Raw genomic sequence first — 26988 nt, forward strand, 5'->3', positions numbered from 1 at the left:
ACTTTGCGCAGGGAGAGGCATCATGACGCTGGATGAGTTCAATCAGTTGCCCGCTGTGGATGCAGTGAGTGCGCTCTATGGCTGCTGCCATTGTCAGCAGTGGGCGGAAACGGTATCGGCGCATCGACCTTTTTTGCAATGTGAAGATTTACTCATGGCCGCGCAGCAAGTGTGGGCGCGCGCCAATGAAGCTGAAATTCTGGAAGCCTTTGCAGGGCACGCGCGCATTGGTGATATCGAATTGCTGCGCTCTCGCTACGCGGGGCGCGCCACGCAAGAGCAGGGACAAGTGCTGGCGGCGAGTGATGCAGTTATTCAGGAACTCTATACCTTGAATCAGGTATATGAACAACAAAACGGTTTTATTTTTATTGTCTGCGCCAGCGGCAAATCGGCAGAGGAAATGTTGGCTCTGTTAAAAGCGCGCATCCACAATTCGCGTCGCGATGAATTGATTAACGGAGCGCTGGAACAGGGAAAAATTTTACAACTGCGGCTCTGCACCATGATCGATGCAGAACACTAGTGTGTGATAAGTGGACTAGTGTGTGATAAATGGAATGGAACATCTGTGCCGCCACCGGTGGCGTTAACCAAGAGAAGCTATTATGCAAAAAGCCCCAATTACAACCCATATCCTTAACCTGGATAACGGCAAGCCCGCTGCCGGCGTACGCGTTACCTTGCACCGGTTGGATACGCAGGAACCCATCGCCAGTGCCACTACCGATAACGACGGGCGCATTATGCAGTGGGAAATGCAATTTGATATTCACGCCGGGAATTATTTACTGCATTTCGCGGTGGCACCTTGGTACGAGCGTCAGGCGCTGAGTAATTTTTACCCTGAAATACAACTGATTTTTCGCGTGGAAAATGCGCAGGAGCATTATCACGTGCCGTTATTATTAAATGCCTATGGCTATTCCACTTATCGCGGCAGTTAGCGACGGCAAAATGAATATTGTGTGTTGATGGTTTTTTTTGATTTATTGAATGTTAAGGCTGGTTATGAGTGATGCTGCGGGAAGTAGGGTAAGTGCGATAGAAGCGTTTCGCGCAAACATTTTACATTTCACCGACAACCCCGATCCAATGACGGGTGTCGGTATTGAATATTTTGAGGACGGTGTACTGCTGGTTGAGCAGGGGCGCGTAAAAGCCCTGGGTGATGCACAAACAATGGCCGCCGCAGGATTCGATTTGCAATCCTGCCAGCATTTTCCCGACCAGTTAATAATGCCGGGGTTTATTGACAGTCATATCCACTACCCGCAAACCAGTGTTATCGCCTCCTACGGCGAACAATTATTGGATTGGTTAAACAATTATACTTTTCCCTCGGAAGCGCGTTTTTCGGACGCTGAATTTGCAGCGCAAGCGGCGCGGGAATTTTTACAGCTCCTGCTACAAAACGGCACCACCACTGCCATGGTTTACACCACGGTATTTGCGCAATCAACAGACGCATTTTTTACTGCAGCGGCACAAATGAATCTGCGCATGATCGGCGGCAAAGTGATGATGGATCGCAATGCCCCGGATTATTTGCTCGATACCCCGGCGAGTAGTGAACAGGATTGTCGCGCGTTAATTGAGCGCTGGCACCAACAGGGGCGACAACTCTACGCGCTCACTCCGCGTTTCGCTCCTACCAGCACGCCAGAACAATTGGCGGTAGCGGGAAAACTCTATGCGCAATATCCCGGTTTGTATTTGCAAACCCACCTTTCCGAAAACCTGCAAGAAATTGCCTGGATCAAACAACTCTACCCGAACGCGCGCGATTATCTGGATGTGTACGATCAATATGGTTTGCTCGGCCCACGCAGTGTGTTTGGGCACGGTATCCATTTAAGTGATGAGGAGGTGGCGCGTTTGGCTCAGACCGGATCGGGCATTGCGTTTTGTCCCACATCCAATTTATTTCTGGGCAGCGGCTTGCTGGATATGGCGCGCTTGGAAGCCGCCGGTATACCTGTCAGCCTGGCAACCGATGTCGGTGGGGGCACCAGTTTTTCGCAATTGCGAACCCTCGCTGAAGCTTACAAAGTGCTGCAGTTGCAAGGGCAAAATTTGCATCCGTTAAAAGGGTTTTATATGGCCACACTGGGTAATGCACGCGCACTGCAATTGGACCATTGCTTGGGGAATTTTGCACCGGGTAAAGAGGCCGATTTTATTGTGATTAATCCGGGCGCAACACCATTACAACGGCTGCGCCAATCATCCACTTTGACTGTGGCAGAAAAATTATTTGCTTTAATGACCTTGGGCGATGAACACAATATTGCGTACACCTATGTGATGGGTAAGAAAATGTTTAGCCGTACCGCTGCAGAGGGAAGCTTGTCATGGGCGATTTAATGAATGGTTTACTGTTGGAATGGTTGAACCTGGCCTTTCGCTGGTTTCATGTGGTCGCTGCAATTGCCTGGATTGGTGCATCCTTTTATTTTATTTGGCTGGATTTAAGTTTGCGCGAGCCGCCGCAATGGAAAGCCGACAAGGGCGTGAAAGGTGATTTGTGGGCTATTCACGGCGGCGGCATTTATGAAGTGGCCAAATACCATTTGCGGCCGGAAGTTATGCCGAACAAATTGCACTGGTTCAAGTGGGAAGCTTACAGCACCTGGTTAAGTGGTACGGGCTTGTTAATTTTAATGTACTACCTGCAAGCACAAACGTATTTGGTGGGCTACAACACGCTGATTCAATCGCCGGGTTGGGCGGTGGTTGCCAGTATTAGTTTCATTCTCGGTGGCCAAGCGTTATACGAATTATTATTGCGTACACCTTTGATCAAGCGAGGGCTGTTATTTGCGGCAGTGTTATTGCTGGTGATCAGCACTGCAAGTTATTTGGCGCACCTGTTATTTTCACCGCGCGCTGCCTATTTGCATGTGGGCGCTATGATCGCAACCTGGATGGCGGGCAACGTGTTCTGGGGCATTATGCCTGCGCAACGCAAATTTATTGCCGCCGTCAGTAACAATGAGGCACCGGATACCTGCGCTATGGCCTTCGCCAAGTTGCGTTCTACCCATAATAATTATTTAACCTTGCCCGTAATTTTCTGCATGCTCAGTAATCACTACTCTTTTTTGTACAGCCACACTTATTCCTGGTTGGTATTGATCGCTATAGGTTTGTGTTTGGCATGGGGGCGGCACTTTTTTAATCTTAAACATTTGGGTGTGATAAAGCCTGTTATTTTGCTGAGCAGTTTTAGTGGGCTGGTATTGATTGCTATGCTTATGGCAATCACATCACCCGCAACTATTGCGGCTAAAGAGGCAGCAAAAAATTCGGCAGTCATCGTTGCAGAAAATATTGCTGCCAGCGTACAGCATCCTGTCAGTGTGGAAGAACGTGTTACGCAATTGGTACAAGTTCACTGCACCAATTGCCATGCCGCCGTGCCCACCCAGCCCGGGTTTGCCGCAGCACCGGCCGGTTTAATTATTGACTCGACAGCGCAGCTCGCCGCGCAAAAAGTGCGTGCACTACCGGCATTAACATCGGGTTATATGCCGCTGGGAAATTTTCATCAACTGACCGATCTGGAGCGTAAGACCCTGATCGATTGGCTCAGTAAGCAATAATTATCCGCGAGAGAAATCAATATGACTGCTTATGTGATTGTGGATATTGAGGTGCATAACGCGGAAAACTATCGCGAATATCTCGCCAAAATTACCCCAACAGTGTTTGCCTGCAATGGCCGATATTTAGTGCGCGGTGCCAATGCAGAGGTTATTAGCGGCCAGTGGAAGCCCAAGCGTTTGGTCGTGATGGAATTTCCCGACCTGGCCACTGCCAATCATTGGGCGACTTGTGCGGACTATGCGCCTATTCACGCGCTGCGCAATGCCAATGCAACAGCGAATATGATTATTGTGGAAGGCAGTGTGGACTATACCGGCTGAGTCAGCGGCTATTGGTAATAGTATTAATTACTTTGGTGAAATAAATGATGCGCTCAAACCCGATTACATTGTTCGTTATCTTGTGTACTTTTTTTGCTGTGAATGGCTGTGCTGTAAAACCGGATGTCACAAGGTCTGCTTATATTGAACAATCATTATCTATTGACAATGGCAGCTACAAAATTCCTGCGATTCTGGTAACGCCGAAACAGAAAAGTAATAAACCATTTCCTGTTGTAGTGATGCTGCATGGCACGGCATCGCAGAAAAATGAAGTGGGTGGTTTGTATCAACGTCTGGCTGTTTATTTAGCCGAGGTGGGCATTGCTTCAGTGCGTATTGATTTTGCCGGTACGGGCGATAGCCCCGTGGATTATCGCTTTTACAATCTCACCAGCGCCCAGCGCGATGTTATCAGCACGCTGGATTATGTAGTTACCCAACCAACTATAGATACACAGCGTATTGGCTTGGTGGGGTTCAGTCAGGGCGGCCTGATTGCACAGCTAGTCGCTGCAAAAGATTCACGGATTAAATCACTGGTCGCTTGGTCCAGTGTGGGTGGCAATGGCACAGGCGTTTTCCAATTCTTTTTTGACGAATACTACGCAGAGGCAAAAGCCAATGGTTTTGCCGTTGTAAAATTTCCCTGGCGTAGCGCGCCATTAAATTTTGGTTTGCAATGGTTTGAAGAAATTAAAGCCAATAGCAGTTTGGACAATTTTAAAAATTATCACGGAAACTTACTGGCCATTGCCGGTACCGCCGACACGCTGGTGCCCTATGATTCCTCCATCAAACTCATTAATCACGTCGGTACTACCAACGCCGAACTGCACCTGATCAAAGGTGCCGATCATATGTTCAATGTGTTGGGGTCAGCTACCGCCAATGGCTTGGCGGAAGATCAGTCTACGGCGGAGTCGGTACTGTCAATAACCACTTACTGGCTTATGCGAAATTTATAAGTGTTTATTGTGAATCAATGGATTAATCGGCAAGTTGATTTTTGATGTATTTTCTCGTTTAATGAGAAAGTTTTTCAACTTGTTGTGAGGGAAGTTATGTTTTCTGTATTAGGGTCAGCGGTAATGCTAGGTATGTTGGCAGTGTATGCGTTAATCATTTGTTTGTTTATTGTTATGGTTATATCGATAAAACGAATTTCAGTGTCGCAACAAGAAATTGTAAAGAGTAATAATGAGATCGCAAAACAACTGGCTAATATTGCAATAGAAATAAGAAACAGAGAGAAATAATTTCTTGTTAAGCGATAAAAAAACCAGCAATCAAGCTGGTTTTTTATTTTACGGAAGCTGTACTGTTTTTACAGTTTAAAGCGCCCAACTTCCTGTTGCAGTGACGCGGCAAGGCGAGCGAGTTCCTGTGCTTGGGCCTTTGCCGTCTGAGCTTCCGATGAAAGGTTTTCTGATACGGTGCGAATGGATTCGGTGTTACGATTAATTTCGCTGGTGACTGAGGTTTGCTCTTCGGCAGCGGTGGCGATTTGAATCGCCATATCAGAAATATCGTGAATGGCCCGGCTGATTTTGACTAAACTCTCACTGGCCGAATGGGCGTCGCTCACACTGGTATCAGCCATTTGATGGCTCTGCGTCATAGACTTCACCGCCTTGGCAGCAGTTTGTTGCAGGGTTTCAATCATCGCTTGAATTTCTTGGGTTGAAGAGTGGGTGCGCTGTGACAGTACACGCACTTCATCGGCCACCACTGCAAACCCTCTTCCTTGTTCACCGGCGCGCGCTGCTTCAATTGCCGCATTTAAGGCCAATAAATTCGTCTGCTCTGCAATGCCGCTAATGGTTGATAAAATACTGTTGATTTTTTGCGAGTGGGCATTGAGTTCACTAATAATGGCGCTGGCGGTTTCCACTTCGTGAGCCAAGGCGCGAATAGAGGACTGGCTTTTCGTTACCTGTTGTTGGCCGTGATCTGACAGGCTTACTGCATCTTTTGCGGTTTGCGCCGTGTGATCTGCATTGCTGGCAATTTCTTCTGTGGCGGTGGCCATTTCGGTGACCGCGGTTGCGACCATGGTCACTTCATCTTGTTGTACCTCAATGCGTTGGCTGGTTTGTATGGCGGCGTGACTGCTATTTTTTGCCTGGCTTTCCAATTGACCAGCTATATCATGCATCCGGGAAATCATGCCGTGCAACCGCGCCACAAACCGGTTGAAGCCGGAAGCAAGCATGCCAATTTCATCGTGTTGATTGGCTGTTTTAATGCTGACTGTCAGGTCGCCTTCGCCCTCTGCAATATTATTGAGCGCCTCTGCCACTCGCTCCAAATCGCGGAACTGTATTTTGAAAATAGCGATAAGCAGAATGCCAAACAATACAATCAGTGCACCACCAGTAGCGGACATAATCCAGGCAAGCTCGGTGGATTGCGCCATGATGGCCTGTTTATCCATCACAAAAATCAATACCCAATCTGTGTTTGGAACAGTGGTGGTGTATACGAGTTTTACCGCGCCCTCAAGTGTGTGCTCACTCAGTGCACTACTGCCGGATGTTTGTGACAGCCAGTTTGGTGTGAAATCAGGTGTGATGACGGTGGTTTGTTTTTCATTCAATGCTTTATCCGGGTGGCTGATAATTAATCCGTTTTTATGCACCATAATGCCGTAGCCATTACCGGGTACTTTTAGTTGTAATACTGCATCGGTTAATTGTTCAATCGTTAAATTGGCAGCAACCACACCGTAAAGTTGACCATCAACCATCACCGGCTCAGCAATAGTCACCACTTGTTTTTTCAGCGATGAACTAATGTAAGGCGCCGTAATCGCAAGCGTGCCTGAGGCTTTTGCATCCAGATACCAGGGGCGGGTGCGCGGATCCATAGTGGCGTTATCCAGTGCGGTGTCCTGATACATCATCACACCAGCTTCGCTGCCAAAAAAAGTGGAGCCAAATTGCACCGAGTGTTGAGCCTGCAATAAATGCGCACGGATGTTGGTTTCGGGATCTGCTTCAATGATTAATTTGAGGCTGGAAATAGTTGTTTTTCTGTCTTGTATCCACTGCCCTATACCGCCGGCAAACGTGGTGGCTAATTGATCTATTTCTCCTTGCGTTTCTGTCAGGGAGTGGTTGCGAATAGAATAAGCCGTCAGGCCAACTAATGTGATCACGGTAATTAATACCGCAACAAGGCTGCTAAAAAGCAGGCGTGTTTTAAGCGTAGAGTGCATGGTGATTTCCTTGTGCGTGGTGCGGGGCTGCATTGAGGTCAATAAGGGGTGCGGAAAGTATAGATCAATTCAGCAAATGCCAAGTGCTATTCCGTGGCATGGTGTAATAATTTGTAACTGAAGCTATATCAATGGCTTAACATAAAAAACCAGCCGTTAAGCTGGTTTTTTATAGGCTCTCTATCGCGTTGTGGGGTGTTTAATCGCTTGCTCTTGAATTAATGGTTCCATGATATGCCAATGTTGTGGGAATTTCTCTTTCAATAAGGCATTGGTTCCTAAAATCATATCCGCATAATCAAAACCGGGGGCGACGGCTTCGCTGATTAAGCCGTAACCATAGTCGCCGGGTAATAATTCTGATGATTTCCAAATCCCGCCCTTTACCGTGAGTTGCAATAGTTCGCCTTTGCTAACGTCGCTACCCATAATCACTTGTTCCAATTTTCCATCGGGATAAATCAGTGTGTAACGAATGGGGTCGCCTATATGGTAGTAGTGCACTATGTCAGATTTGTTAAGGTGAAAATGGCCAATAGGGGATTCACGGGTGAGCATGTAAAAAATGGACGTGAGAATAAAGCGTTCACCTTTTTCAGTAGAGAGTGTTTCATAGTCGTCGGCTTGGTAGGTGCGGCGATAAAATCCGCCCTCAAGATGGCCGGACAAGTTTAATGCTTTGGCAACCATTTCTGCGCTGGGTTTGGCGGGTTGGTTTTTCGTATCTTCTTGTAGCAATTGAGTACTGCACGCTGATAATAACAGCGCGCTACCCAGCACAATAGATGCGCTGCGCAATAGGCGGGTGAGTGGGTGCGGTGAGTTGGTATGTGAATAACACGAAAACATTAGGTTGAGTCCTTGATGAGAAATAATTAGTTGGCGATGCGCGGGCAGTCTATTAATTCAAAGGCGGTGTTGTAGCAGATATACATTTCACTGCCGCGATACAGCAGGCGTTTGTTAACGAGCTGTGGGTTGTTCTTTTTCATCCAACGATCCAGTTTTTGATGGCTCATGGTGGCTGGCGGGTAGCGCAGGGCGGTAAACAATTGGCGGGATTTTTCAAAATAATCCGTAGCGGAGGTGAAGTCACAGGCGCCGTGTTTTTCCCATTCTGCTTGTAGCAGTGCGGCGCTGGGAGACATGCATAAATAAGGTTCTATCTCGCTATAGGGAAGTTGGGGTAAATCGCCGCCGCAAAAGCGCGGGTGTTTGCGAATATCTTTTAGATCAGTGCAGCGTCCAAGCCCTTTGCCATCGCAAGAGGAAGCCCATAAACCGTGCAATACCCAGCCAAATTGTTGGTCGGAAAAACATTGGAAGGCATTGTCCTTGTGCAATTTTTCCAGTGTGGTCGGGTCTGTTTCCGAGGCGAGTGTAATGCTGAGGCGAGTGCAGTAATCCTCAGACCAATTCACGGCCATTTTGTAATAGTCGGTGGTGGCATTGGGGTTGGGGCCAAAATTATCCTTTGCCATGGCAAAGTCATAATCAGTGGCGGCGCTATCGGGTAATTTACAACTCTGCGCTTGTAAGGTTTGGCTAATGCTGAGCAGGGCGATAAAGGTTAATAACACGCTAATCAATAACAACAGGCGAGAAAAATAGTGGTTGCTATTTTTGTGGGTGAGCGGATTTCGCTGCGCCATATTATTTGGCTCCTGTGGGATAGTGGTGCTGGTGCCAATGCCGGGCAATGGCATCGCGTCGACAAATCCACACATCTTGATGCTGCAGGATATAGCGAATAAATTTTTCCAGCGATTGAATGCGACCAGGGCGGCCAATGATGCGGCAGTGCAAACCAATATTTAACATCTTGGGCGCAATGTCTCCCTCGGCATAGAGCGCATCAAAACTGTCTTTGAGATAGGTAAAAAACTGATCGCCACAATTGAACCCTTGAGCGGCGGCAAAGCGCATGTCGTTGCTGTCCAGGGTGTAGGGAATAATTAAATGGGGTTTGCCATTGTTGAGTTCGGCATGATCCTGCGTCCAATAGGGAAGGTCATCGGCGTAGGAATCCGAGTCATATAAAAAACCACCTTGTTCTATAACCAATTTGCGAGTGTTTGGGCTATCGCGGCCCGTATACCAACCGAGTGGGCGTGAGCCAGTCACGCGGGTATGAATTTCAATCGCGGTGCGAATGTGTTCGCGCTCTATTTCTTCCGGCATAAATTGATGATCGATCCAGCGGTAGCCGTGACTGGCAATTTCCCAGTTGGATTCCAGCATTGCCTCGACCGCATCCGGGTTGCGCTCCAGCGCCATGGCCACGCCGTAAACGGTGACGGGTAATTGGTATTTATTGAACAGGCGGTGCAGGCGCCAAAAGCCAGCGCGGCTACCGTATTCGTAGAGCGATTCCATACTCATGTGGCGCGCTTCAAAGGCGCGTGCGCCAATAATTTCCGATAAAAATGTCTCTGACGCGGCATCGCCGTGCAACACACAATTCTCGGCTCCCTCTTCGTAATTAATCACAAATTGCACGGCAATCCGCGCACCGCCAGGCCAGTTGGCATGGGGCGGGTTGCTGCCATAACCGATTAAATCGCGTGGGTAATGGGCGGGTTTATCTCTCTCGGGCATAACAGAATTCCAATCGCTGATGGCTTGACTCCGGCGATATTTCACAATCGCTACAGACTCTCTGTGTATCAAACTCTGTGCCAGAGTCTACAAATTCTGTGTTATCGACCAGCCTTGGGGTTTGGCGGGTTATTTGGGCGAAAGCCGCAATATTACTGGGCAAAAAGCAAAAACATGCACCAGATAAAAGCATAACCTGTCCGATTGGACAGGTTATTTTCAGGGGGAGTGACGGTGCGCTCTTGCTCTGGCGCCGAATGCTACTGGCTGGTATCACAATTGCATTGGGCTGGGGGATGGTTCCTTTCTTTATATCAATCAACCTCCCAGACAGTTAGAGAATTCGCTTATGCAATTGCCAAGTATGACCAGCCTTTGTGGTGCAGGGCGCGACCTTGCTTTAGCCGCCGTTATTGCACTGGGCGGGCTGACCGCCATGAGTGCCAGTGCGCTCAGTGGTAGTCCCGCCAGTGATCGGGTAATTACCAAAGACCATTGGTTTGAACAATTCAAAGCCACCGCGACCGATAAGGAGTTGTATCGCTTTTTGTATGCCATGCCCAAAGGGGGCGATTTGCACAACCACATCAGCGGTGCGGTATTGGCGGATTGGTGGTACGACCTGGCACTGGCACAAAAGGAGCACGGCTACCGTTTTTATACCAAAGTGCGCATCAATAATTGCCGCGATTTTGGCAACAATGAATTTGCCCGTCGTCCCTATTTAATGTTGTTCAACAATTTAACGGAGTCTACCTACAATCAATTGCCGGACTGTGAAAAAGCCGAATACAAACGCTTGGAAGAGTTGACCGAGAAGGAAAAAGCCGGTTGGGTACAAAGTGTCATGCTCGATCATGACCATGAAGGACGCGATGAATTTTTTCAAACCCATTGGCAGCGTTTGGATCAGTTATTACACAGCCCTTATTTAATTGCCGAAGTGCTGTACAAAAATATGAAAGCCTTTGGCGATGAAGGCTTGATCTATTTGGAAGTGATGGTAGAGGCGGGCGGCTATTTTAAACCCGATGGCAGTGCCATTAGCGAAGATGAGGCAGTAGCAATTTTTCGCAAGCGTTTAGCGCAAGCCGATGCAAAAGCCACTGGTGTGACGGTGCGCTTCCAGGATTCCATCCTGCGCTTCGCGCCCAATGCAGAAGAGCAATTAAAAGCTTCTTACGACATAGTGTCGCGCCATCGCGATTTGTATGTGGCGGTGAATATGGTAGGTCGTGAAGACAACGACAAAGGCTACCCGCTGCGCTTTACCAAAACCCTGCGCGAGCTGCGCCAGAAGTACAACAATGTGCGCTTGTCGGTGCATGCCGGTGAAGTGGATGAGCCCAACTATCACATTCGCGACACCATTATGCTCGGTGCCGATCGTATCGGTCACGGCATTAATTTAATTACCGACAATGATCTGCTGCGACAAATGCGTCACGGCCCCTACCTGATAGAAATCAATTTGATTTCCAATTTATTGCTCGAATACGTGAGCGATTATTCACAGCATCCTTTCCCTGAATATTTGCGCCTGGGCATCCCTGTGGCTCTTTCTACTGATGATCGCGGCATGTGGGATTCCAATATCACCGATGAATTTTTTGTTGCGGTGAAGGAATTTAATTTGTCCTGGGAAGAGTTGTTGCTGCTCAGCCGCAACTCGCTGCAATACAGTTTTGTGGAAGACGATATCAAGCAGCAATTGCTCGATACCTACAACCAACGTGCGGCCCAGTTTGAAAAGCAATTTCGCAGTAAAGGTGTAGCGGGTTTAAAAGCCAGTGCGCCTGTGTCTTACGGCTTCACCTGTAAACGCTACGCGGTGTGTGATTTGCGTTAATACCCTGCTGTGCACCAAGTTGGCTTTTTATCCTGGTGCATGGCGTCTGTTTTTGCTTCATCAGTGATCGTTATTTTTCCTGCGGTTCTTTGTCTGTATTCCATTTTTTTGATTAATGAGCAAGTGAACCGGTTTTTGTTGTTTGTAACTAATTGATTATTAAGGATATAAATCATTTTTATCAAAAATGTAACCAATCGGACAGGAAATGGCACAGCGCTTGCTAAATCTGGTTTGTTGTTTCAGGTAATCATTATTAGACCTTTGGAGTGTTCCCTCATGATCATGCACAAACGATTCAAACCGAAAGAACTCGCGTTATTGATCAGCCTTGGTTGCGTTATGGCTGCTCCCGCTGTTCTTGCACAAGAAGCCAAAAAAGATGACGTAGTAGAGTTGGAAACCTACACCGCTGAAGGTCAGGTAGAAGACACTATGGGTGTTATGTCCACCGAGCCGGTGAAATCTGTATTTGGTTTTGGTAAAACTATTTTGGAAACCCCGCGCGGCGTGACTACCGTCAGTGCCGATATGATGGAAAATTTTAGCATCAACGATATTGATGATTTGGTGTTGATTTCTCCCGGCGCGTTTACCCAGTCCTTCTTTGGTGTTGCCGGTTCTCTGGATGTGCGCGGTACCCCCGGTGAAGTGTATTTCCGTGGTGTGCGCCGTGTGAATAACCCCGGTAACTACCCAACGCCCATTGGTGCGACCGACCGTATCGATATTGTGCGCGGCCCGGCATCACCCATTTATGGTCCTTCCAAAATTGGTGGTTACCTCAACTTCGAGCCCAAGTCTGCACGTGCGGAAACCGGTCAGTACTTGGAAAAACCTGCCGGTGAAATTTCCATGACTCGCGGCAGTTGGGACAAAAACGTATTGAGTGCAGAAGTAGGTGGCCCTGCTTCTATCGGCGAAAAAAGTTTGGGTTACTATATTTACGCGGAAACCGAAAACTCTGGTAGTTATTACGAAAACTCCGGTACCGACCAGAATATTTTGCAAGCCTCCTTCAATATGGATTTGAGTGATAAAACCCGCCTGGAGTTTGGCGGTATGTATCACGAATATGATGGCAACCAAGTGGCCGGTTGGAACCGCTTAACCCAGGATTTAATTGATAACGGCACTTACATTACCGGTTCGCCCACTTCAGTGGATACTGATGGCGATGGTTACAACTCGATTGCAGAATACAGCGCATGGAAGGATACCTTTGACAAGAGTAACTTCTTTGTTCCTGCCTCTGGCGCTACTAACAGCAGCATGGACCCAGCCTGGGCATTGCAAAATCCAGGCACCACCAAACTGAAGGGCAGCCAAACATTGGTGGCTCCGGAAGACCAATTGGTGACCACCGTACAAACCCTGTATTTCGATGCGATTCACGCAGTGAACGACAGCTTCACCATCACCAACAAAATGTTTTATGAGTCACTGGAAAACATCAATGAAAACGCGTATGGATTTTCGCAATTTGTAGATACTTATGCGTTTGAAGATCAATTGATTTTTGCATTCAACACTGAGCATGGCTCAGCAATTAAAGCCAACTATCAGATATCGCCAAGCATTCGTTACACCGATTTTAAACAAGGTGACGATTTTAATTACGAATATTTTGACCGTCGTGATTTGAGCAAGCCTTCTACCGCAATAGATAGAAAGTTACTGGCAACGGTAACTGATTCCGATTATTCCAATTATCTGGTAGGTGATTTTACTGACTATGGTCTGGCATTTTTAGCGGACTACACCATTGCTGAAAAGTTGGGTGTGTTGCTTGGCGCTCGCTATGACCTGCTTGATATGACATCAAAATCGGTAGGTGAAAAAATCGAGGGGAATCCTGCTGACTTTACTGCCGAAGATAAAGATGAAGGTGGTTCATGGACTGCAAGCTTGTCTTACACCACTGATTTTGGTTTCACTCCTTATGTGACCAAATCAACGCAAACCACCATCGTGATGGGGCAGGGCTCAGAAATTGCACCCGGCTTGATTATGAATGCAGATGGCACCGCTGCCGGTAACGCCTTGGCGGATTCGGAATTGGAAGAAGTGGGCGTTAAGGGTAGTTTCTTTGATGACCGTTTGTATGTAGCCACAGCGTATTTTGAACAAACTCGCAGTAACTACAGTGCACAGGATCAGGTCAGTAATAGCACTACCCAATCAGAAGGTTATGAATTGGAAGCCCGCTTCCTGGTGACCAGTAACTTCACCTTAACTGCCGCCATGACGCATTTGGAAATTACCAACCTTACAGCTCTGGAAAATGGAACCCAATTTGGTTTTGTCGGCGCTGGCGATTTAACGGGCGTGACAGATCCATCGTTGTTCTACGGCTATGTGATGCAAGGCCTCACGTTGGTGGGTGACGATAAGGCTGCGCTTAAATCCGGTATTCCGGAGAATATGTATAGCCTGACGGGTGCTTATGATTTTGGAAATGGCGTTCGTGTAACAGCGAGTACCGTTCATGCTGATGCTACTTACTCCGGTTTCTCAAGAGGCGTGAAATTGCCGTCATACACCTTGTTGAATGCGGGCATCAGCTACGAAGTGGATGCGTGGAAATTCAGTTTGCAGGGTAAAAACCTGACTGACGAGCGCTACTTCCGCGCGAACTTCCCTGACCTGTTTGGTAGCACCATTGTATTACCTGAATTGCCACGCAATTTTGTGGCTTCTGCATCCTTCAAGTTTTAATCCATGTTACACGGGGCTCCTGTGAGCCCCGCAATTTGATTGAGGTTGATTATGGTTTTGCGTAAACCCTTGGGAGCTGCATTGATCGCGGTTACCCTGCTCGCGCACCCGGCTTTCGCCGTAGAAGATAGCCTGCAAAAGCAGGAAACGATTGATAAAAATGCGGCTGCCAGCCAACAGCGCATTGATAAGCTCGCCGATCAAACGGTAGATGCGTTGCAAACTTATCGCACCGCCTCCCAGCGGTTGGAAAGTTTAACCATTTACAACCAGCAAATGGAAAAACTGATCGCCTCGCAAAAAAATGAAATTACCAGCATCAAGCGCCAGACGTCTGAAATCGACATTATTGAAACCGGCGCGCTGCCCTTAATGTTGAAAATGACAAAAACGCTCACCGAATTAGTTGATGCGGATGTCCCCTTTTTGAAAGACGAGCGCAAAGAGCGCGTCGCTAATCTGCAAACCTTAATTGACCGCGCCGATGTAACGGCGGGTGAAAAATATCGCCGCATCATGGAAGCCTATTTGGTGGAAGTGGAATATGGCCGTACCATTGAAGCTTATCGCGGTGAATTAGTGGTGAGCAATGAAGCGCGCACGGTAGATTTTTTGCGTGTCGGTCGTGTGGGCTTGTATTACCAAACACTGGATGGCAACGAAAGTGGTTACTGGAATACCAAACGCGGTGGGTGGGAAACACTGGATGCGGGTTATCGCACTGCTGTTCGCGATGGTTTGCGTATTGCGCGCAAACAAACACCGCCTGAGTTGTTGACTCTCCCTGTCAATGTGCCTGCCCAGTAAGGAATCCTGTTTATGAAACCTACGTTGAAATTCGCTCGTCATATTTTGAGTAACGCAGCAGCTGGCCTGGTGCTGACTGCCAGTGCCGTTGCGCTTACCGCAGCGGTGAGTGCGCAAGCCCAAACTGGCGATGCCTTAAAAAGCCTGTACCAACAAATTAACAAAGAAGTCACAGCGGAAGCGACCCATAACACAGAGCGTGAACAACGTTTCCGTGCAGCGGCCGGTGAGCAGCAAGCCATGTTGGCGGATGTGCAAAACAAATTGGCGGCGCAAGAAAAATTGCGCGCCGAAATGCAATCCGTATTTGATGCCAATGAAAATGAATTGGCTGAATTATCCACCCAATTGGATAAACGCACCGGGAATTTGGGCGAGCTGTTTGGTGTATTTCGTCAAATGGCGGGCGACACCCAACAAATGCTGTTTGATTCGGTTATCTCGGTAGAGCACCCGGAACGCATTGCTTTGTTGCAATCCCTGGCGGAAACCAAAGAAGTTCCCACCATCACCCAAATGCAACAGCTGTGGAGTTTGATGCTGCAAGAAGTGTCGCTGTCAGGCACGGTCAGTCGCTTTGAAACCACAGTAGTAAAACCCAGCGGTGAAAGCTACAAGGCGCCAGTGACTCGTATCGGTACATTCAATATTGTCTCGGGCGATAAATATTTAAATTATGTGTCAGACAGCCAACAACTGGTTGAATTGGCGCGTCAGCCTAGCGGTTCCATTCGCTCTACGGCGGCTGATCTCAGCAAAAGTTCAGGCGATACCTCTGTCGGTTTTGCATTGGATCCTTCGCGCGGCGCGCTGCTTGGATTGTTAGTGCAGTCACCGAGTTTTATGGAGCGTGTAGACCAAGGCCAACAGGTGGGTTATGCGATTATTGCACTGGGCATTATCGGTTTGTTGGTGGTGCTTGAGCGCATGATTAAATTGGGCCGTATATCGTCGCTGATGAAGAAACAATTGAAAGACATGGAGCACCCTGCTAACGACAATCCATTGGGCCGCATGATGCTCGCCTACTACGAAAACAAACACCTGAAAGATTTGGATGTGCTCAGTAAAAAACTCGACGAAGTTATTTTTAAAGACCTCGCCGAACTGCGCAAAGGTTTGTCCACCATCAAAGTGCTCGCCGCCATTGCACCGCTCATGGGATTGCTCGGTACAGTGACCGGTATGATCGGCACCTTCCAGGCCATCACCCTCTTTGGTGCAGGTGATCCAAAACTCATGGCGGGCGGAATTTCGCAAGCGCTGGTAACCACAGTGCAAGGTTTGGTGGTCGCAATTCCGCTGTTGTTGTCGAGCAATATGCTCAGCAGCCGCGCGCAACAACTCAGCAAAGTCATTGGTGAGCAAGCGTCGGGCATGATCGCTGAAAAAGCGGTTGATATTGCCCAGTCCAAAGCCTAACGCGGAGATACGCCGTCATGGAATTATTTACATCTCTCGGTGATTTTCTCAACACCGGCGGCAATGTGCTCTGGGCCATTATGTTCATCAGTTTCTGGTTGTTTTTCCTGATCATTGAGCGCTACTGGTTTTATCTGCGCGAATACCCGGCCTTCCGCGCGCGCAATCGCGCTGCATGGCAGGCGCGCAGCGATAAATCTTCATGGTTTGCCGAGCAGCAGCGCAAACAGTTGTTGTCGGAGTTGGATTGTTTAATGTTGCGTAATCTGAAATTAATTCCTGCACTGATTGCACTGCTGCCCATGATGGGGTTACTCGGTACCGTGACCGGCATGATTCAGGTTTTTGAAGTGATGGCTTACCTGGGGTCAGGCAACCCGCGCGCAATGGCAAACGGGGTGAGTGCGGCCACCATTCCCACCATGGCCGGTATGGTGTTGTCCCTGGTGGGCATTCCCTTTATGACGGAATTAAATCGTCGCTACCAGCGCGAACTGCGCGAGAACGCGGCGGCAATGCCTCTGTTTCATTAACGGTCGCCTTTAGACAAGTGAGAATTTTATGAGTGACAATCGTTTTTTAATGAATGAAGAAGACGAAGCGCAAATCGATTTAACACCCATGCTCGATGTGGTGTTCATCATGCTGATTTTCTTTATCGTTACCTCTACGTTTGTAAAAGAATCGGGTGTGGATGTCACACGGCCGCAGGCGGAAACCTCGGTGGTTACTGAATCCAATGCAATTCAAATTGGCATTACGGCCGCGAATCAAATTTTTATGGATAAGCGTCAAATTGATAAGCGTGCGATTCGCGCCAACGTGGAAAAATCCCTCGCTGAAAACCCCGGTGCGTCCGTCATTATTGTGGCCGATCAGGATTCCAATACTCACACCTTGATTGATGTTATGGATCAGGCGCGCCTCGCCGGTGCGACATCGGTTTCGGTTGCGTCGGAGAATGACTAATGCTTGCGAAATACAGCTTCAGCCTGGTGGCAGCCGTAGTGCTTGGGCTGCTGGTGTTTGTCGCCATGCAGGCATTGATTGCGACGGATGGCATGTTTCAGGAACCGGATAAAAGCCACACCTATTTAAATTTTGTGCGGGTGGATACCAGCAACGACGATGTGAATACCAAGGATCGTCGTTTGCCGGAGCCACCGCCGCCGCCGGAAACGCCACCGGATGTGCCCGACCTGAGCAATCAGATGATGGCAACCAACACCAATTTAAATATGGATATGCCCAAAATCGGTACGCAAGTCAGCGGAGGTTCTGGGCCTTTTCTCGGCACTTTATCTGCTGGTGATGGCATGTCCGGTTTTGATACCGATGTGATTCCGGTAGTGCGTGTTCCTCCGGCTTATCCGCAGCGCGCCAAGCAAGCAAAACTGGAAGGTAAGGTGACCATGGCGGTAACGATTCGCCCCGATGGTACGGTGGCTGATGTGCAAGTCATTGAATCCAATCCGCCACGGTTATTTGACCAGGCCGCAATTCAAGCCATGCAGCGCTGGAAATTCCGCCCGAAAATTGTGAACGGTAAACCCGAAGCGCAACGTGCGCGTCAGACCATTGATTTCAAATTGAGTCAATAGCTTTTACCGCGATGATGAATACACAGGTGTTGAAATGGCAATAAGCAATTCATTAACGAAACCCGCAATGAATCCTTTAGCAAGGCAATTGTGGCGCGCCACTAAAATCAGCGCATTTATTGCGGGGCTGGTGTTATCTGCCAATAGCTGGTCTGCCTCCAAATCGGTGAGTGCGACAACCTTCAAGCAGCTCACCAGCATTCAGGAGCAAATCTCGGCCAACAAAACTACCGAGGCTTTTAATGCATTAAAAAGTTTGCACGGTGAGGTTGAGGCCGGTTCCATCGATGAGGCTCTGGTGTTGCAAATGCTGGGCTACACCGAAATGGGGCGCAACAATTATGCGCAGGCTATTGATTATTTAAAACGCAGCCTAGCGTTGGATATGTTGCCGGAAAATGTGAAATACAACGTGGGCTATATGGTCGCGCAGTTGTACGCCTCACTGGAAAAATACGATGAAGCGCTGGTGTTTGCCGAAGAGTGGTTTAAAACCATTGCGTCGCCTACACCGGAACAAGCGATTTTCATGGCCAATATTTTTGCCCAAACCGGCAAATACCAGCAGGCCATTCCCTATGTGAAACAAGCGATTGCTGCCGGTGTGAGCAGCGGCAAAGAGCCGCGCGAAAGTTGGTACCAATTGTATATTGCCTGTAGTTTTGAATTGAAAGATTACGTGCAAGCCGCCGATGCGCTGCAAACGGCGATTAAAACCTGGCCGCAAAAATCCGAGTACTGGGAGCAGTTGGCCAGCGTGTACGTGATGCAGGGCAAAGAGTTAAAAGGCCTTGCCAGTTTGCAATTGGCGTGGAAGCTGGGGGTATTGCAAAAAGAAGCGTCTATCCGCTCTATGGTGCAGTTGTCGGTAACCCAGGGCGTACCGGAAGTGGGCGCCCGTTTACTGGAAGCTGCGCTGCAAAAAAATGATGTGCCACGCAATGAAACTTATCTGGATCTGTTAGCCAATGCCTGGATTGCCGCACGCGAAAGCAAGCAGGCAATTGACGCGTTTGAAGAGCTCGCCAAGGTCACAAACAACGGCGAAGCCCATGTGCGTATTGCCAATATTTATATGGAGCAAGCCAAGTGGAAACCGGCAGAGCAGGCGCTGCGCAAAGCGCTTTCTGGCAGTTTAAAAGAACCGGGCAAAGCCTGGTTAATTCTCGGTATTGTCATGACCGAGCAAACCCAATTTGATCAAGGGTTAGATGCCTTCAAAAAAGCGCGCGCCTATGCCTATACCGAAAAACAAGCGGGTTCCTGGTTGAAGTACGCGGAGGATTTGCGTCGCCAACACAATTGGATTACGCGCAACCAAGAGAGCGAGAGTTAACTGCTGCATCAATGAGGATTTTTTATGAATAGAGATAAATTAGCGATGAAAATGCGAGCAGGGTTATTGTTATCCGCCATATGTTTTTCAGTTGTTACACTTACCGCGTGCAACAAACCCGCCACTGACACGGCGGCAACTAGTGTCAGTGCGAGTGTGCAAGCACCGGCGCCGATTCCGGTGAAGTTTGTCGTGGTCACTATGTTTGAAATTGGTGAAGACAGCGGCGATAAAGCCGGTGAATTCCAGTTGTGGAAAGAGCGCCAAAAACTGGATACCAAATTTGAATTTCCCAATTCCTTTCACGATATTTACATGAATATGGAAACCGGTGTGATGGGCATAGTGACCGGTATTGGCACTGCGCGCTCCACCGCGGCAACCATGGCGCTGGGTATGGATCCGCGTTTTGATTTCAGCCAAGCCTATTGGTTGGTGGCCGGTATTGCCGGAATTGACCCGGAAGATGCCTCTATCGGTTCCGCCGCCTGGGCAGAATATTTGGTGGATGGCGACCTCGCCCACGAAATTGATGCGCGCGAAATTCCGGCCGATTGGGAGACAGGTTATTTTGCGCGTTACACCACCAAACCTTACGACCCGAACAAGCCCGAGCCAACGGGTGAAATGTTTCGCTTGAATCCCGAGTTAACCGAGTGGGCATTCCAATTAACCAAAGATATTGAGTTACCGGATATCGAAAGCCTGGAAGCTACACGTTCACTCTATGTGAATCACCCGAATGCGCAGCGCAAACCATTTGTATTGAAAGGCGATCAGCTCGCGGCCATGACGTTTTGGCACGGCGAAATCATGAATACCTGGGCCAACAAGTGGACAAAATACTGGACCGAGGGCAAGGGTGAGTTTGTGACCTCGGCCATGGAAGACACAGGTACTTATTTGTCGCTGAGCTATTTGCATAACATCGGCAAGGCCGATAAAAATCGCCTCATGGTATTGCGTACCGGCAGTAACTACACCATGCCGCCACCGGGTGTCACGGCGGCAGAAAGTTTGCTTGCGGAAAATGAAGGTTATGCGGGATTGGATGCTTCGCTCGAATCCGCCTATATTGTGGGAACTGCCGTGATGGACAAGATTTTGGGCAACTGGGATGTTTACAAAGACAAAGTACCTGCACCGGCGGATTTGAAATAATCGCCGTCTACAAAAACGGGAATAGCTTGTTGTCGCGCCGGCGGAGTTCCGGTGTTATTTCTGAGACACGCCGTGAATACATCCATGTAGGCTCAGCGTCGACATCCATGTCTCCGATGGTCTCAGAAACAACACCGGAACCCCTTGGTGAAAGTTAGTTGCGAGATTCTGTTGGTTTTATAATCCTCGCTTTCAAAGGCTTCACATTCATGTCGCTCGATCAACGCGTCTTTGCATGGCGCGGTCACTATGAACATCCCCACGCAAATTCCGGCAGCCTTGCCGGGCTGCGTTTGGGCGTGAAAGATTTATTCCACATTGCCGGTTTGCCCACGGCGGCGGGAAATCCTGACTGGCTGGCCAGTCACCCTGTACCGGAACAGACATCACCGGTGGTGACGCAGCTGCTGAACGCGGGCGCTGAGCTGGTTGGCAAAACCCAAACCGATGAACTTGCTTACAGTCTTAACGGTTTGAATATTCATTACGGCGCTCCCCTAAACCCCGTTTGCCCCGAGCGCCTGCCCGGCGGTTCTTCCAGCGGCTCTGCCGTGGCGGTTGCAGCGGGCGATATCGATATAGGTCTGGGCACCGATACCGGTGGCTCGATTCGTGTTCCTGCGAGCTATAACGGCTTGTTTGGCATTCGCTCCAGCCATGGCCTGATCAGCACTGAACACATGGTGCCACTGGCGCCCCCCTTCGACACCGTAGGCTGGCTCACGCGCGATGCGCAAACCCTGGCACAGGTCGGCGAGGTATTGCTGCCTGCCGAGCTTGCCACCGGTTTCCCCCATAAATCCCTGCGTGCGGCGCTGTTACTGCCGCTGCAACAAGGGGTGCTCTGGAGCCCAGAGCATCAGGCCTGGTTGAAGCAGCAAGCGCTGCTGCCCTCGGTAAAACCCATACTGCTCAATGGCGATTGGTTGAGTCGCGCCAGCCAGTGCTTCCGCACCTTGCAAGGGCGAGCGATTTGGCAAACCCACGGCGAGTGGATCACTGAACACCAGCCCACCTTTGCGCCGGATATTCATGCGCGTTTTCAGTGGTGTGCAACCCTCACTGACGCCGACCAAGCAGCAGCGGAAGCAGAGCGCGCCAGCTTGCAGGCGGATATCGACGGCTGGTTTAGCGATGTGGATCTTATCCTGCTGCCCACCACACCTGGCCCATCGCCCCTGTTGGGTGCCGACAGCCAGTGGATGGACATGTATCGCTCCCAATTAATGGGCCTGACGGCCGCAGCCGGTTTGGCCGGTTTATCGCAAGTGCATTTACCTGTCTTGCGCGATGAGCAGGGCGCGCCTTACGGGGTATCCCTTTTGGGCCGGCGCGGTGATGACAAAGCCCTGCTGCAATTGGCCATGGATTTGTGTGGTGACAGGCTATGACCCAGGCTGTTAGCAACCGGCACGCCATCGCCTTTAGTGCACCCCATGCCCAAGCGGCCAACATCGGTTTGGACGTGCTGCGCGAGGGCGGCAGTGCGGTGGATGCCATGATCGCCGCCGCCGCTGCCATCACCGTGCTTTACCCCCATATGAACAGTTTGGCGGGCGACGGTTTTTGGTTGATCCATAAACCGGGCGAAGCCCCGCGCGCCATAGATGCCTGCGGCTGTGCGGCGCAATTGGCGAGTATCGATTGGTACAACAGCAAAGGTTTTAACCAAATTCCCAGTCGTGGTGCACTCGCCACCGTCACTATGGGCGGCACCTTGGCCGGGTGGCAAAAGGCGCGCGACATAGCCGCTGAATCCGCACCGCTATTACCCTTGACGCGCTTGCTGGCACCAGCGATAGCGCTGGCCAACAACGGCATTCGTGTTACCCACAGCCTCGAAGCGGCCAGCCGCAAAGTGCAGGCGGAGTTGGCCGGGCAAGCAGAATACCGGCGGGTATTTATGCCCACTGGTCGCCCCTTGGTGGAGGGAGAAACATTCACAAATCCCGATCTGGCCGTCACCTTGAACAGGCTTGCCACACAGGGGCTGGATTCTGCCTATCGCGGCGAACTCGCCGCGCACATCGCCCGTGAATTGGAGCAACTGGGTAGCCCGTTGCGTTTGGCCGACTTACAAAACTACACCGCGCAGGAAGTAAAACCGCTCGTCGTACAAACTCGCCTTGGCCAGTGTTTTAACTTGCCCGCACCCACCCAGGGCGTGGCGTCGCTACTGATTTTGGCCATTTACGACCGCCTGTTTAACCCCGAGTGGGATGAAGCCGCGCGGGTGCATGGTTTGATTGAGGCCACCAAACTCGCATTTTTAGTGCGCGATCGCGAAGTTGCCGACCCGCGTCGCCTGAGCGAGCGCTGGGCGGATCTGCTCAGCGACGGGCATATCGACCAGCTCGCTGCGGTGATCACCGAGCAGGCCTTGCCCTGGCCGCAAGTCGCCGAACCGGGCGATACCGTGTGGATGGGCTGTGTGGACGGCAGCGGCACCATGGTCAGTTTTATCCAAAGTATTTACTGGGAATTTGGTGCGGGCGTGGTTGTCCCCGGCACCGGGCTGGTGTGGAACAATCGCGGTGTGAGCTTCAGCCTGGACGCCACCCATCGCAATGCGCTGGCGCCCGGCTACAAACCTTTTCACACCCTCAACCCGGCGTTTGCACTGCTGAGCGATGGCCGTCGTATCAGCTACGGCACCATGGGCGGAGAAGGACAACCGCAAACTCAGGCAGCGTTGTTCAGTCGCTACCTTTATGATGGGCGCACACTCAGCGAGGCCATCAGTCGTGGCCGCTGGCTGTTGGGGCGCACCTGGGGCGACAACAATCACGATTTAAAAATGGAGCAAGATCTAGTGGATTTACTTGGTAGCAATTTACGCGCACGCGGGCACGCCCTTAAGGCGGTTCCGGCGCACAGCGAAATCATGGGCCATGCCGGTGCGGTGGTCAGTGGCGGTGACGGCAGTGCACTGGCTGCAAGCGACCCGCGCAGCGATGGTGCGGGTTTGGTCGATATCATGATGGAGTGCGGTCAATGAATGAATTTTTAAGCCAATGGCTGCCCACCATGATTGCCATGGTGATCACCGGTGCCTTTGCCGGCATCCTCGCCGGCCTGCTCGGTGTGGGCGGCGGCATTGTCATAGTGCCAGTGCTCTATTTTGTATTGCAGTCCTTTGGGGTTGGCCCTGCGACCGCCATGCTGGTCGCCACCGGCACCTCGCTGCTGGTTATTGTGCCCACCAGTATTTCCTCCATGCGCGCCCATCACAAACGCGGCAATGTGGATTGGGCGCTCATCAAACGCTGGTGGCCGTTTATGGTGGTGGGTGTCATTGCGGGCAGCACCTTTGCGCTGCACGCCAAAGGCGAAGTTACCAGCGCGATTTTTGGCGTGGTGGCGTTGTTAGTCGCCGCCAACATGTTGTTTCGCGCCAAGGCCGCGCCCATCGCCCAGCAATTGCCGGGTATGGCAGGGCAGGGCGCCATGGCCAGCGGTATAGGGTTTTTCTCGGTGATGATGGGGGTGGGTGGTGGCACCATTGGTGTACCGCTGCTCAACGCCTGTAACTACCCACCGCATCGCGCGGTAGGCACCGCTTCCTTCTTTGGCCTGTTAATTTCCGTGCCCGGTGCGTTGGCCATGCTGCTGGCGCAAACCCCGGCAGATGCCCCGCAAGGCATGATCGGCATGGTCAACCTGCCCGGGTTTTTATTGATTGTTCCGCTCACCGTATTACTCGCACCGGTTGGTGCCTGGATCGGCTCCAAGTTGGACGCGGTGATGTTGAAACGGGTATTCGCCGTTTTCCTGTGCATCAGCGGTGGGCGTATGTTGATGCAGGTATTGGGGTCGTAAAAAGAATATTCACGAGCGATTCGTGTTGATGTGTTTTGTTGTTAGCCGTTGTCAGGAGTTATGAAATGCCCGATCAGTACAGTGTTAGCCCATCGCTACTGCGACCTTTTTCACCGCCGCCCCGATTATTAATGGGGCCGGGGCCCATCACTGTTGATCCGCGTGTACTGCGCGCCATGTCCGCGCAACTTGTCGGCCAATATGATCCGGCCATGACGCAATGCATGAATGAAACCATGGCGCTGTATCGCGGCGTATTCAAAACGGCTAATCAGTGGACATTATTAATTGATGGCACCTCGCGCGCCGGTATCGAAGCGGTATTAATTTCACTGTTGGAACCGGGCGATAAAATTCTGGTGCCGGTGTTTGGTCGCTTTGGTCATTTGCTGTGTGAAATTGCCGAGCGCTGCGGCGCCGAGGTGCACAAAATCCACAAAGAGTGGGGCGAAGTATTTACGCCTGACGAAATCGAAACAGCGATTAAACATGTACAGCCCAAAATGCTCGCCATAGTGCAGGGCGATACCTCCACCACCATGTTGCAACCGCTGGATTATCTCGGCGAAATTTGTGCGCGCCACGGTGTTTTATTTTATTCCGATGGCACTGCCTCCATTGGCGGCAATCCATTTGAAACTGACAAATGGCAACTGGATGCTGTCTCGGTCGGGTTACAAAAATGTTTGTGCGGTCCTTCGGGCAGCGCGCCTATTACGCTCAGCGAAAAAGCCGTTGCTGCGATTCGCACGCGCCGCCATATCGAAGCTGGTATTCGTACCGAAAATCATGTCGAAGGCAGCGGTCGGCGTATCGCCTCCAATTATTTTGATTTAGGCATGATTATGGATTACTGGGGCGAAGAACGCCTTAACCACCACACTGAAGCCACCACCATGCTCTATGGCGCCCGTGAATGCGCGCGCATTTTGTTGGAAGAAGGTGTTGAAAACGCTATCGAACGCCACCGCATTCACGGCAAAGCCATGGCGCAGGGTTTGGCGGCGATGAATTTAAAATTGTTCGGCGATCAAGCCAACAAAATGCACAACGTGGTGGGTGTTTATATTCCCCAAGGCGTTGCCGGTGAAACGGTGCGCAGCAGTATGCTCAATGATTTTGGAATTGAAATTGGCACGTCATTTGGCCCATTGCACGGCAAAATCTGGCGCATTGGCACCATGGGTTACAACGCACGCAAAGATGCGGTGCTGCAAACCTTAACGGCACTTGAAGCGGTGTTGCGCCGCGCCGGGCATTCGCAAACCGCCAACGCGGGTGTGGATGCCGCCATGACCATTTATGCACAAGAAGGCTATTAACAGGCTGACCTGTTCAGGAGAACACCCATGATTCCCTCGGTAATCGCCCCGGATTTTTCCGGGCTACCTAAACTTGAAGAACTTGCGTCGCGTGAGTTTTTGGCTGGCTTGCCCAAGGCCGAATTGCACATGCATCTCGACGGCGCCTTATCGCCCGCCATGATGTTTTCCCTCGCCCAGCGCAATCAGGTGAAGTTACCCTACACCAGTGTGGAAGAAATTGAAGCGGCCTATCAATTCAAAAATCTGCAAAGCTTTTTGGATTTGTTATACCAAGGCGCCTCGGTTCTCAAACACGAACAGGATTTTTACGACCTGGCGCGGGATTATTTTGCCAAATGCAAAGCCGATAATATTCTGCATACCGAATTGTCCTTTGACCCGCAAACCCATACGGATCGTGGCATCCCCTTTGACACTGTGATCAGCGGCATTTTGCGCGCGATGGATGATGCCAAAACAGAATGGGGCATCAGCTCAAAACTGGTCATGGATTTTCTGCGGCATTTAAGTGCCGAGAGTGCGATGAAAACCCTGGAAGAATCATTGCCCTGGAAAGACAAGATTATCGCCGTTGGCTTGGACAGTTCCGAACTTGGTCATCCGCCCAGTAAATTCACCGAGGTTTTCGCCCGCGCCCGCGCCGAAGGTTATCGCGTAGTCGCCCACGCCGGTGAAGAAGGCCCGCCTGCGTATATTTGGGAGGCGATTGATCTATTAAAAGTCGAGCGCATTGATCACGGCGTACGCGCCGACGAAGATCCACAACTGCTGGATTATTTGCAAAAAACACAAATCCCGCTCACGGTATGCCCGCTCTCCAATGTGCGTTTGTGTGTGTTCGACAAAATGGCTGAGCACAATTTATTTACCTTAATGGATGCCGGCTTGCGGGTCATGATCAACTCCGATGATCCCACCTACTTTGGTGGCTACCTCAACGACAATTATTTTGCCCTCGCCGATGCCTTTCCCTTAACGCGCAAACAGGCGCTATTGCTTGCACACAATAGTTTCACTTCCAGTTTTATTAACGATGTTGAAAAACAGGACTTTATCGATCAGCTGAAAAACTATGCTAATAGTTTTCATTAAGAAAAAAGAAATACAACTTTAAGCAAGGGTGGTGTTATGTGCTCGGAGACCGCCGGAGCCAAGGATGGCGACGACGAGCCCCCAGGGAAGGGTTTACGGCGAGTCTCCGGG

The 26988-nt window shown here is 50.3% G+C and carries 24 protein-coding genes; 20 read left to right on the forward strand and 4 right to left on the reverse strand.

Annotated elements, in window-relative coordinates:
- The first annotated feature begins 22 nt into the window (after nucleotides 1-22).
- From uraD to B0D95_RS17185, 6 genes are all read left to right on the forward strand, one after another.
- Nucleotides 23-526, forward strand: coding sequence for a 2-oxo-4-hydroxy-4-carboxy-5-ureidoimidazoline decarboxylase (gene uraD, locus B0D95_RS17160; RefSeq protein WP_078045042.1), 504 nt, complete (start codon nucleotides 23-25; stop codon nucleotides 524-526).
- Nucleotides 527-608: 82 nt separating this feature from the next.
- Complete coding sequence (gene uraH / locus B0D95_RS17165) at nucleotides 609-947, forward strand: hydroxyisourate hydrolase (protein ID WP_078045043.1); 339 nt, start codon at nucleotides 609-611, stop codon at nucleotides 945-947.
- Between the two features lie 64 nt (nucleotides 948-1011).
- Nucleotides 1012-2367: a guanine deaminase gene (gene guaD / locus B0D95_RS17170; protein ID WP_078045044.1), complete on the forward strand. Its 1356-nt coding sequence runs from the start codon at nucleotides 1012-1014 to the stop codon at nucleotides 2365-2367.
- Nucleotides 2355-3605, forward strand: coding sequence for a urate hydroxylase PuuD (locus B0D95_RS17175; RefSeq protein ID WP_246841643.1), 1251 nt, complete (start codon nucleotides 2355-2357; stop codon nucleotides 3603-3605). Before guaD ends, B0D95_RS17175 begins: the two co-directional genes overlap by 13 nt.
- A gap of 21 nt (nucleotides 3606-3626) precedes the next feature.
- Entirely contained in the window at nucleotides 3627-3929 is a 303-nt protein-coding gene (locus tag B0D95_RS17180; RefSeq protein ID WP_078045045.1) for a DUF1330 domain-containing protein, read from the forward strand.
- A 44-nt stretch (nucleotides 3930-3973) separates the two neighbouring features.
- Nucleotides 3974-4897 carry a S9 family peptidase gene (locus B0D95_RS17185; RefSeq protein WP_078045046.1) on the forward strand — a complete coding sequence of 308 codons (924 nt, stop codon included), beginning with the start codon at nucleotides 3974-3976 and terminating at the stop codon, nucleotides 4895-4897.
- 359 nt (nucleotides 4898-5256) lie between these two features.
- Here B0D95_RS17185 and B0D95_RS17195 read toward each other — a convergent pair whose 3' ends face one another.
- From B0D95_RS17195 to puuE, 4 genes are all read right to left on the reverse strand, one after another.
- Nucleotides 5257-7149 carry a methyl-accepting chemotaxis protein gene (locus tag B0D95_RS17195; RefSeq protein WP_078045048.1) on the reverse strand — a complete coding sequence of 631 codons (1893 nt, stop codon included), beginning with the start codon at nucleotides 7147-7149 and terminating at the stop codon, nucleotides 5257-5259.
- 180 nt (nucleotides 7150-7329) lie between these two features.
- Complete coding sequence (locus B0D95_RS17200; protein WP_246841644.1) at nucleotides 7330-7998, reverse strand: cupin domain-containing protein; 669 nt, start codon at nucleotides 7996-7998, stop codon at nucleotides 7330-7332.
- Nucleotides 7999-8024: 26 nt separating this feature from the next.
- Nucleotides 8025-8801, reverse strand: coding sequence for a ribonuclease (locus tag B0D95_RS17205; protein ID WP_168172474.1), 777 nt, complete (start codon nucleotides 8799-8801; stop codon nucleotides 8025-8027).
- Between the two features lies 1 nt (nucleotide 8802).
- Nucleotides 8803-9747: an allantoinase PuuE gene (puuE, locus tag B0D95_RS17210; protein WP_078045050.1), complete on the reverse strand. Its 945-nt coding sequence runs from the start codon at nucleotides 9745-9747 to the stop codon at nucleotides 8803-8805.
- A 349-nt stretch (nucleotides 9748-10096) separates the two neighbouring features.
- Here puuE and B0D95_RS17215 point away from each other — a divergent pair, with 349 nt between their 5' ends.
- The 14 genes from B0D95_RS17215 (at nucleotide 10097) to B0D95_RS17280 (ending at nucleotide 26877) form a co-directional block, all read left to right on the forward strand.
- Nucleotides 10097-11596, forward strand: coding sequence for an adenosine deaminase (locus tag B0D95_RS17215; RefSeq protein WP_246841645.1), 1500 nt, complete (start codon nucleotides 10097-10099; stop codon nucleotides 11594-11596).
- A gap of 279 nt (nucleotides 11597-11875) precedes the next feature.
- Complete coding sequence (locus B0D95_RS17220; RefSeq protein ID WP_078045052.1) at nucleotides 11876-14314, forward strand: TonB-dependent siderophore receptor; 2439 nt, start codon at nucleotides 11876-11878, stop codon at nucleotides 14312-14314.
- A 51-nt stretch (nucleotides 14315-14365) separates the two neighbouring features.
- Nucleotides 14366-15121, forward strand: a complete 756-nt coding sequence (locus B0D95_RS17225; RefSeq protein WP_078045053.1) for a DUF3450 domain-containing protein — start codon at nucleotides 14366-14368, stop codon at nucleotides 15119-15121.
- Between the two features lie 12 nt (nucleotides 15122-15133).
- Nucleotides 15134-16543: a MotA/TolQ/ExbB proton channel family protein gene (locus B0D95_RS17230; protein WP_078045054.1), complete on the forward strand. Its 1410-nt coding sequence runs from the start codon at nucleotides 15134-15136 to the stop codon at nucleotides 16541-16543.
- 17 nt (nucleotides 16544-16560) lie between these two features.
- A complete protein-coding gene (locus B0D95_RS17235) occupies nucleotides 16561-17076 on the forward strand; it encodes a MotA/TolQ/ExbB proton channel family protein (protein WP_078045055.1) in 516 nt (171 codons plus the stop codon).
- Between the two features lie 28 nt (nucleotides 17077-17104).
- Nucleotides 17105-17512, forward strand: coding sequence for a biopolymer transporter ExbD (locus B0D95_RS17240; RefSeq protein ID WP_007639985.1), 408 nt, complete (start codon nucleotides 17105-17107; stop codon nucleotides 17510-17512).
- Nucleotides 17512-18144, forward strand: coding sequence for an energy transducer TonB (locus tag B0D95_RS17245; RefSeq protein WP_078045056.1), 633 nt, complete (start codon nucleotides 17512-17514; stop codon nucleotides 18142-18144). The genes B0D95_RS17240 and B0D95_RS17245 overlap by 1 nt, the downstream gene beginning before the upstream one ends.
- A gap of 67 nt (nucleotides 18145-18211) precedes the next feature.
- Nucleotides 18212-19480 carry a hypothetical protein gene (locus B0D95_RS17250; RefSeq protein ID WP_244904893.1) on the forward strand — a complete coding sequence of 423 codons (1269 nt, stop codon included), beginning with the start codon at nucleotides 18212-18214 and terminating at the stop codon, nucleotides 19478-19480.
- Between the two features lie 45 nt (nucleotides 19481-19525).
- On the forward strand, nucleotides 19526-20641 hold the full coding sequence (locus B0D95_RS17255; RefSeq protein ID WP_078045057.1) for a purine nucleoside permease: 1116 nt from the start codon (nucleotides 19526-19528) through the stop codon (nucleotides 20639-20641).
- A gap of 209 nt (nucleotides 20642-20850) precedes the next feature.
- Nucleotides 20851-22032, forward strand: a complete 1182-nt coding sequence (locus B0D95_RS17260; RefSeq protein WP_078045058.1) for an amidase — start codon at nucleotides 20851-20853, stop codon at nucleotides 22030-22032.
- Nucleotides 22029-23639: a gamma-glutamyltransferase family protein gene (locus B0D95_RS17265; RefSeq protein WP_078045059.1), complete on the forward strand. Its 1611-nt coding sequence runs from the start codon at nucleotides 22029-22031 to the stop codon at nucleotides 23637-23639. The genes B0D95_RS17260 and B0D95_RS17265 overlap by 4 nt, the downstream gene beginning before the upstream one ends.
- The gene (locus tag B0D95_RS17270; RefSeq protein ID WP_078045060.1) at nucleotides 23636-24460 is read left to right on the forward strand and encodes a sulfite exporter TauE/SafE family protein; all 825 of its coding nucleotides are present in this window, start codon (nucleotides 23636-23638) and stop codon (nucleotides 24458-24460) included. The genes B0D95_RS17265 and B0D95_RS17270 overlap by 4 nt, the downstream gene beginning before the upstream one ends.
- A 65-nt stretch (nucleotides 24461-24525) precedes the next feature.
- Complete coding sequence (locus B0D95_RS17275) at nucleotides 24526-25782, forward strand: alanine--glyoxylate aminotransferase family protein (RefSeq protein ID WP_078045061.1); 1257 nt, start codon at nucleotides 24526-24528, stop codon at nucleotides 25780-25782.
- Nucleotides 25783-25809: 27 nt separating this feature from the next.
- Nucleotides 25810-26877 carry an adenosine deaminase gene (locus B0D95_RS17280; RefSeq protein ID WP_078045062.1) on the forward strand — a complete coding sequence of 356 codons (1068 nt, stop codon included), beginning with the start codon at nucleotides 25810-25812 and terminating at the stop codon, nucleotides 26875-26877.
- The last annotated feature ends 111 nt before the right edge of the window (nucleotides 26878-26988 follow it).

It is taken from the genome of Cellvibrio sp. PSBB023 (genome assembly GCF_002007605.1).
Taxonomy (GTDB): Bacteria; Pseudomonadota; Gammaproteobacteria; order Pseudomonadales; family Cellvibrionaceae; genus Cellvibrio.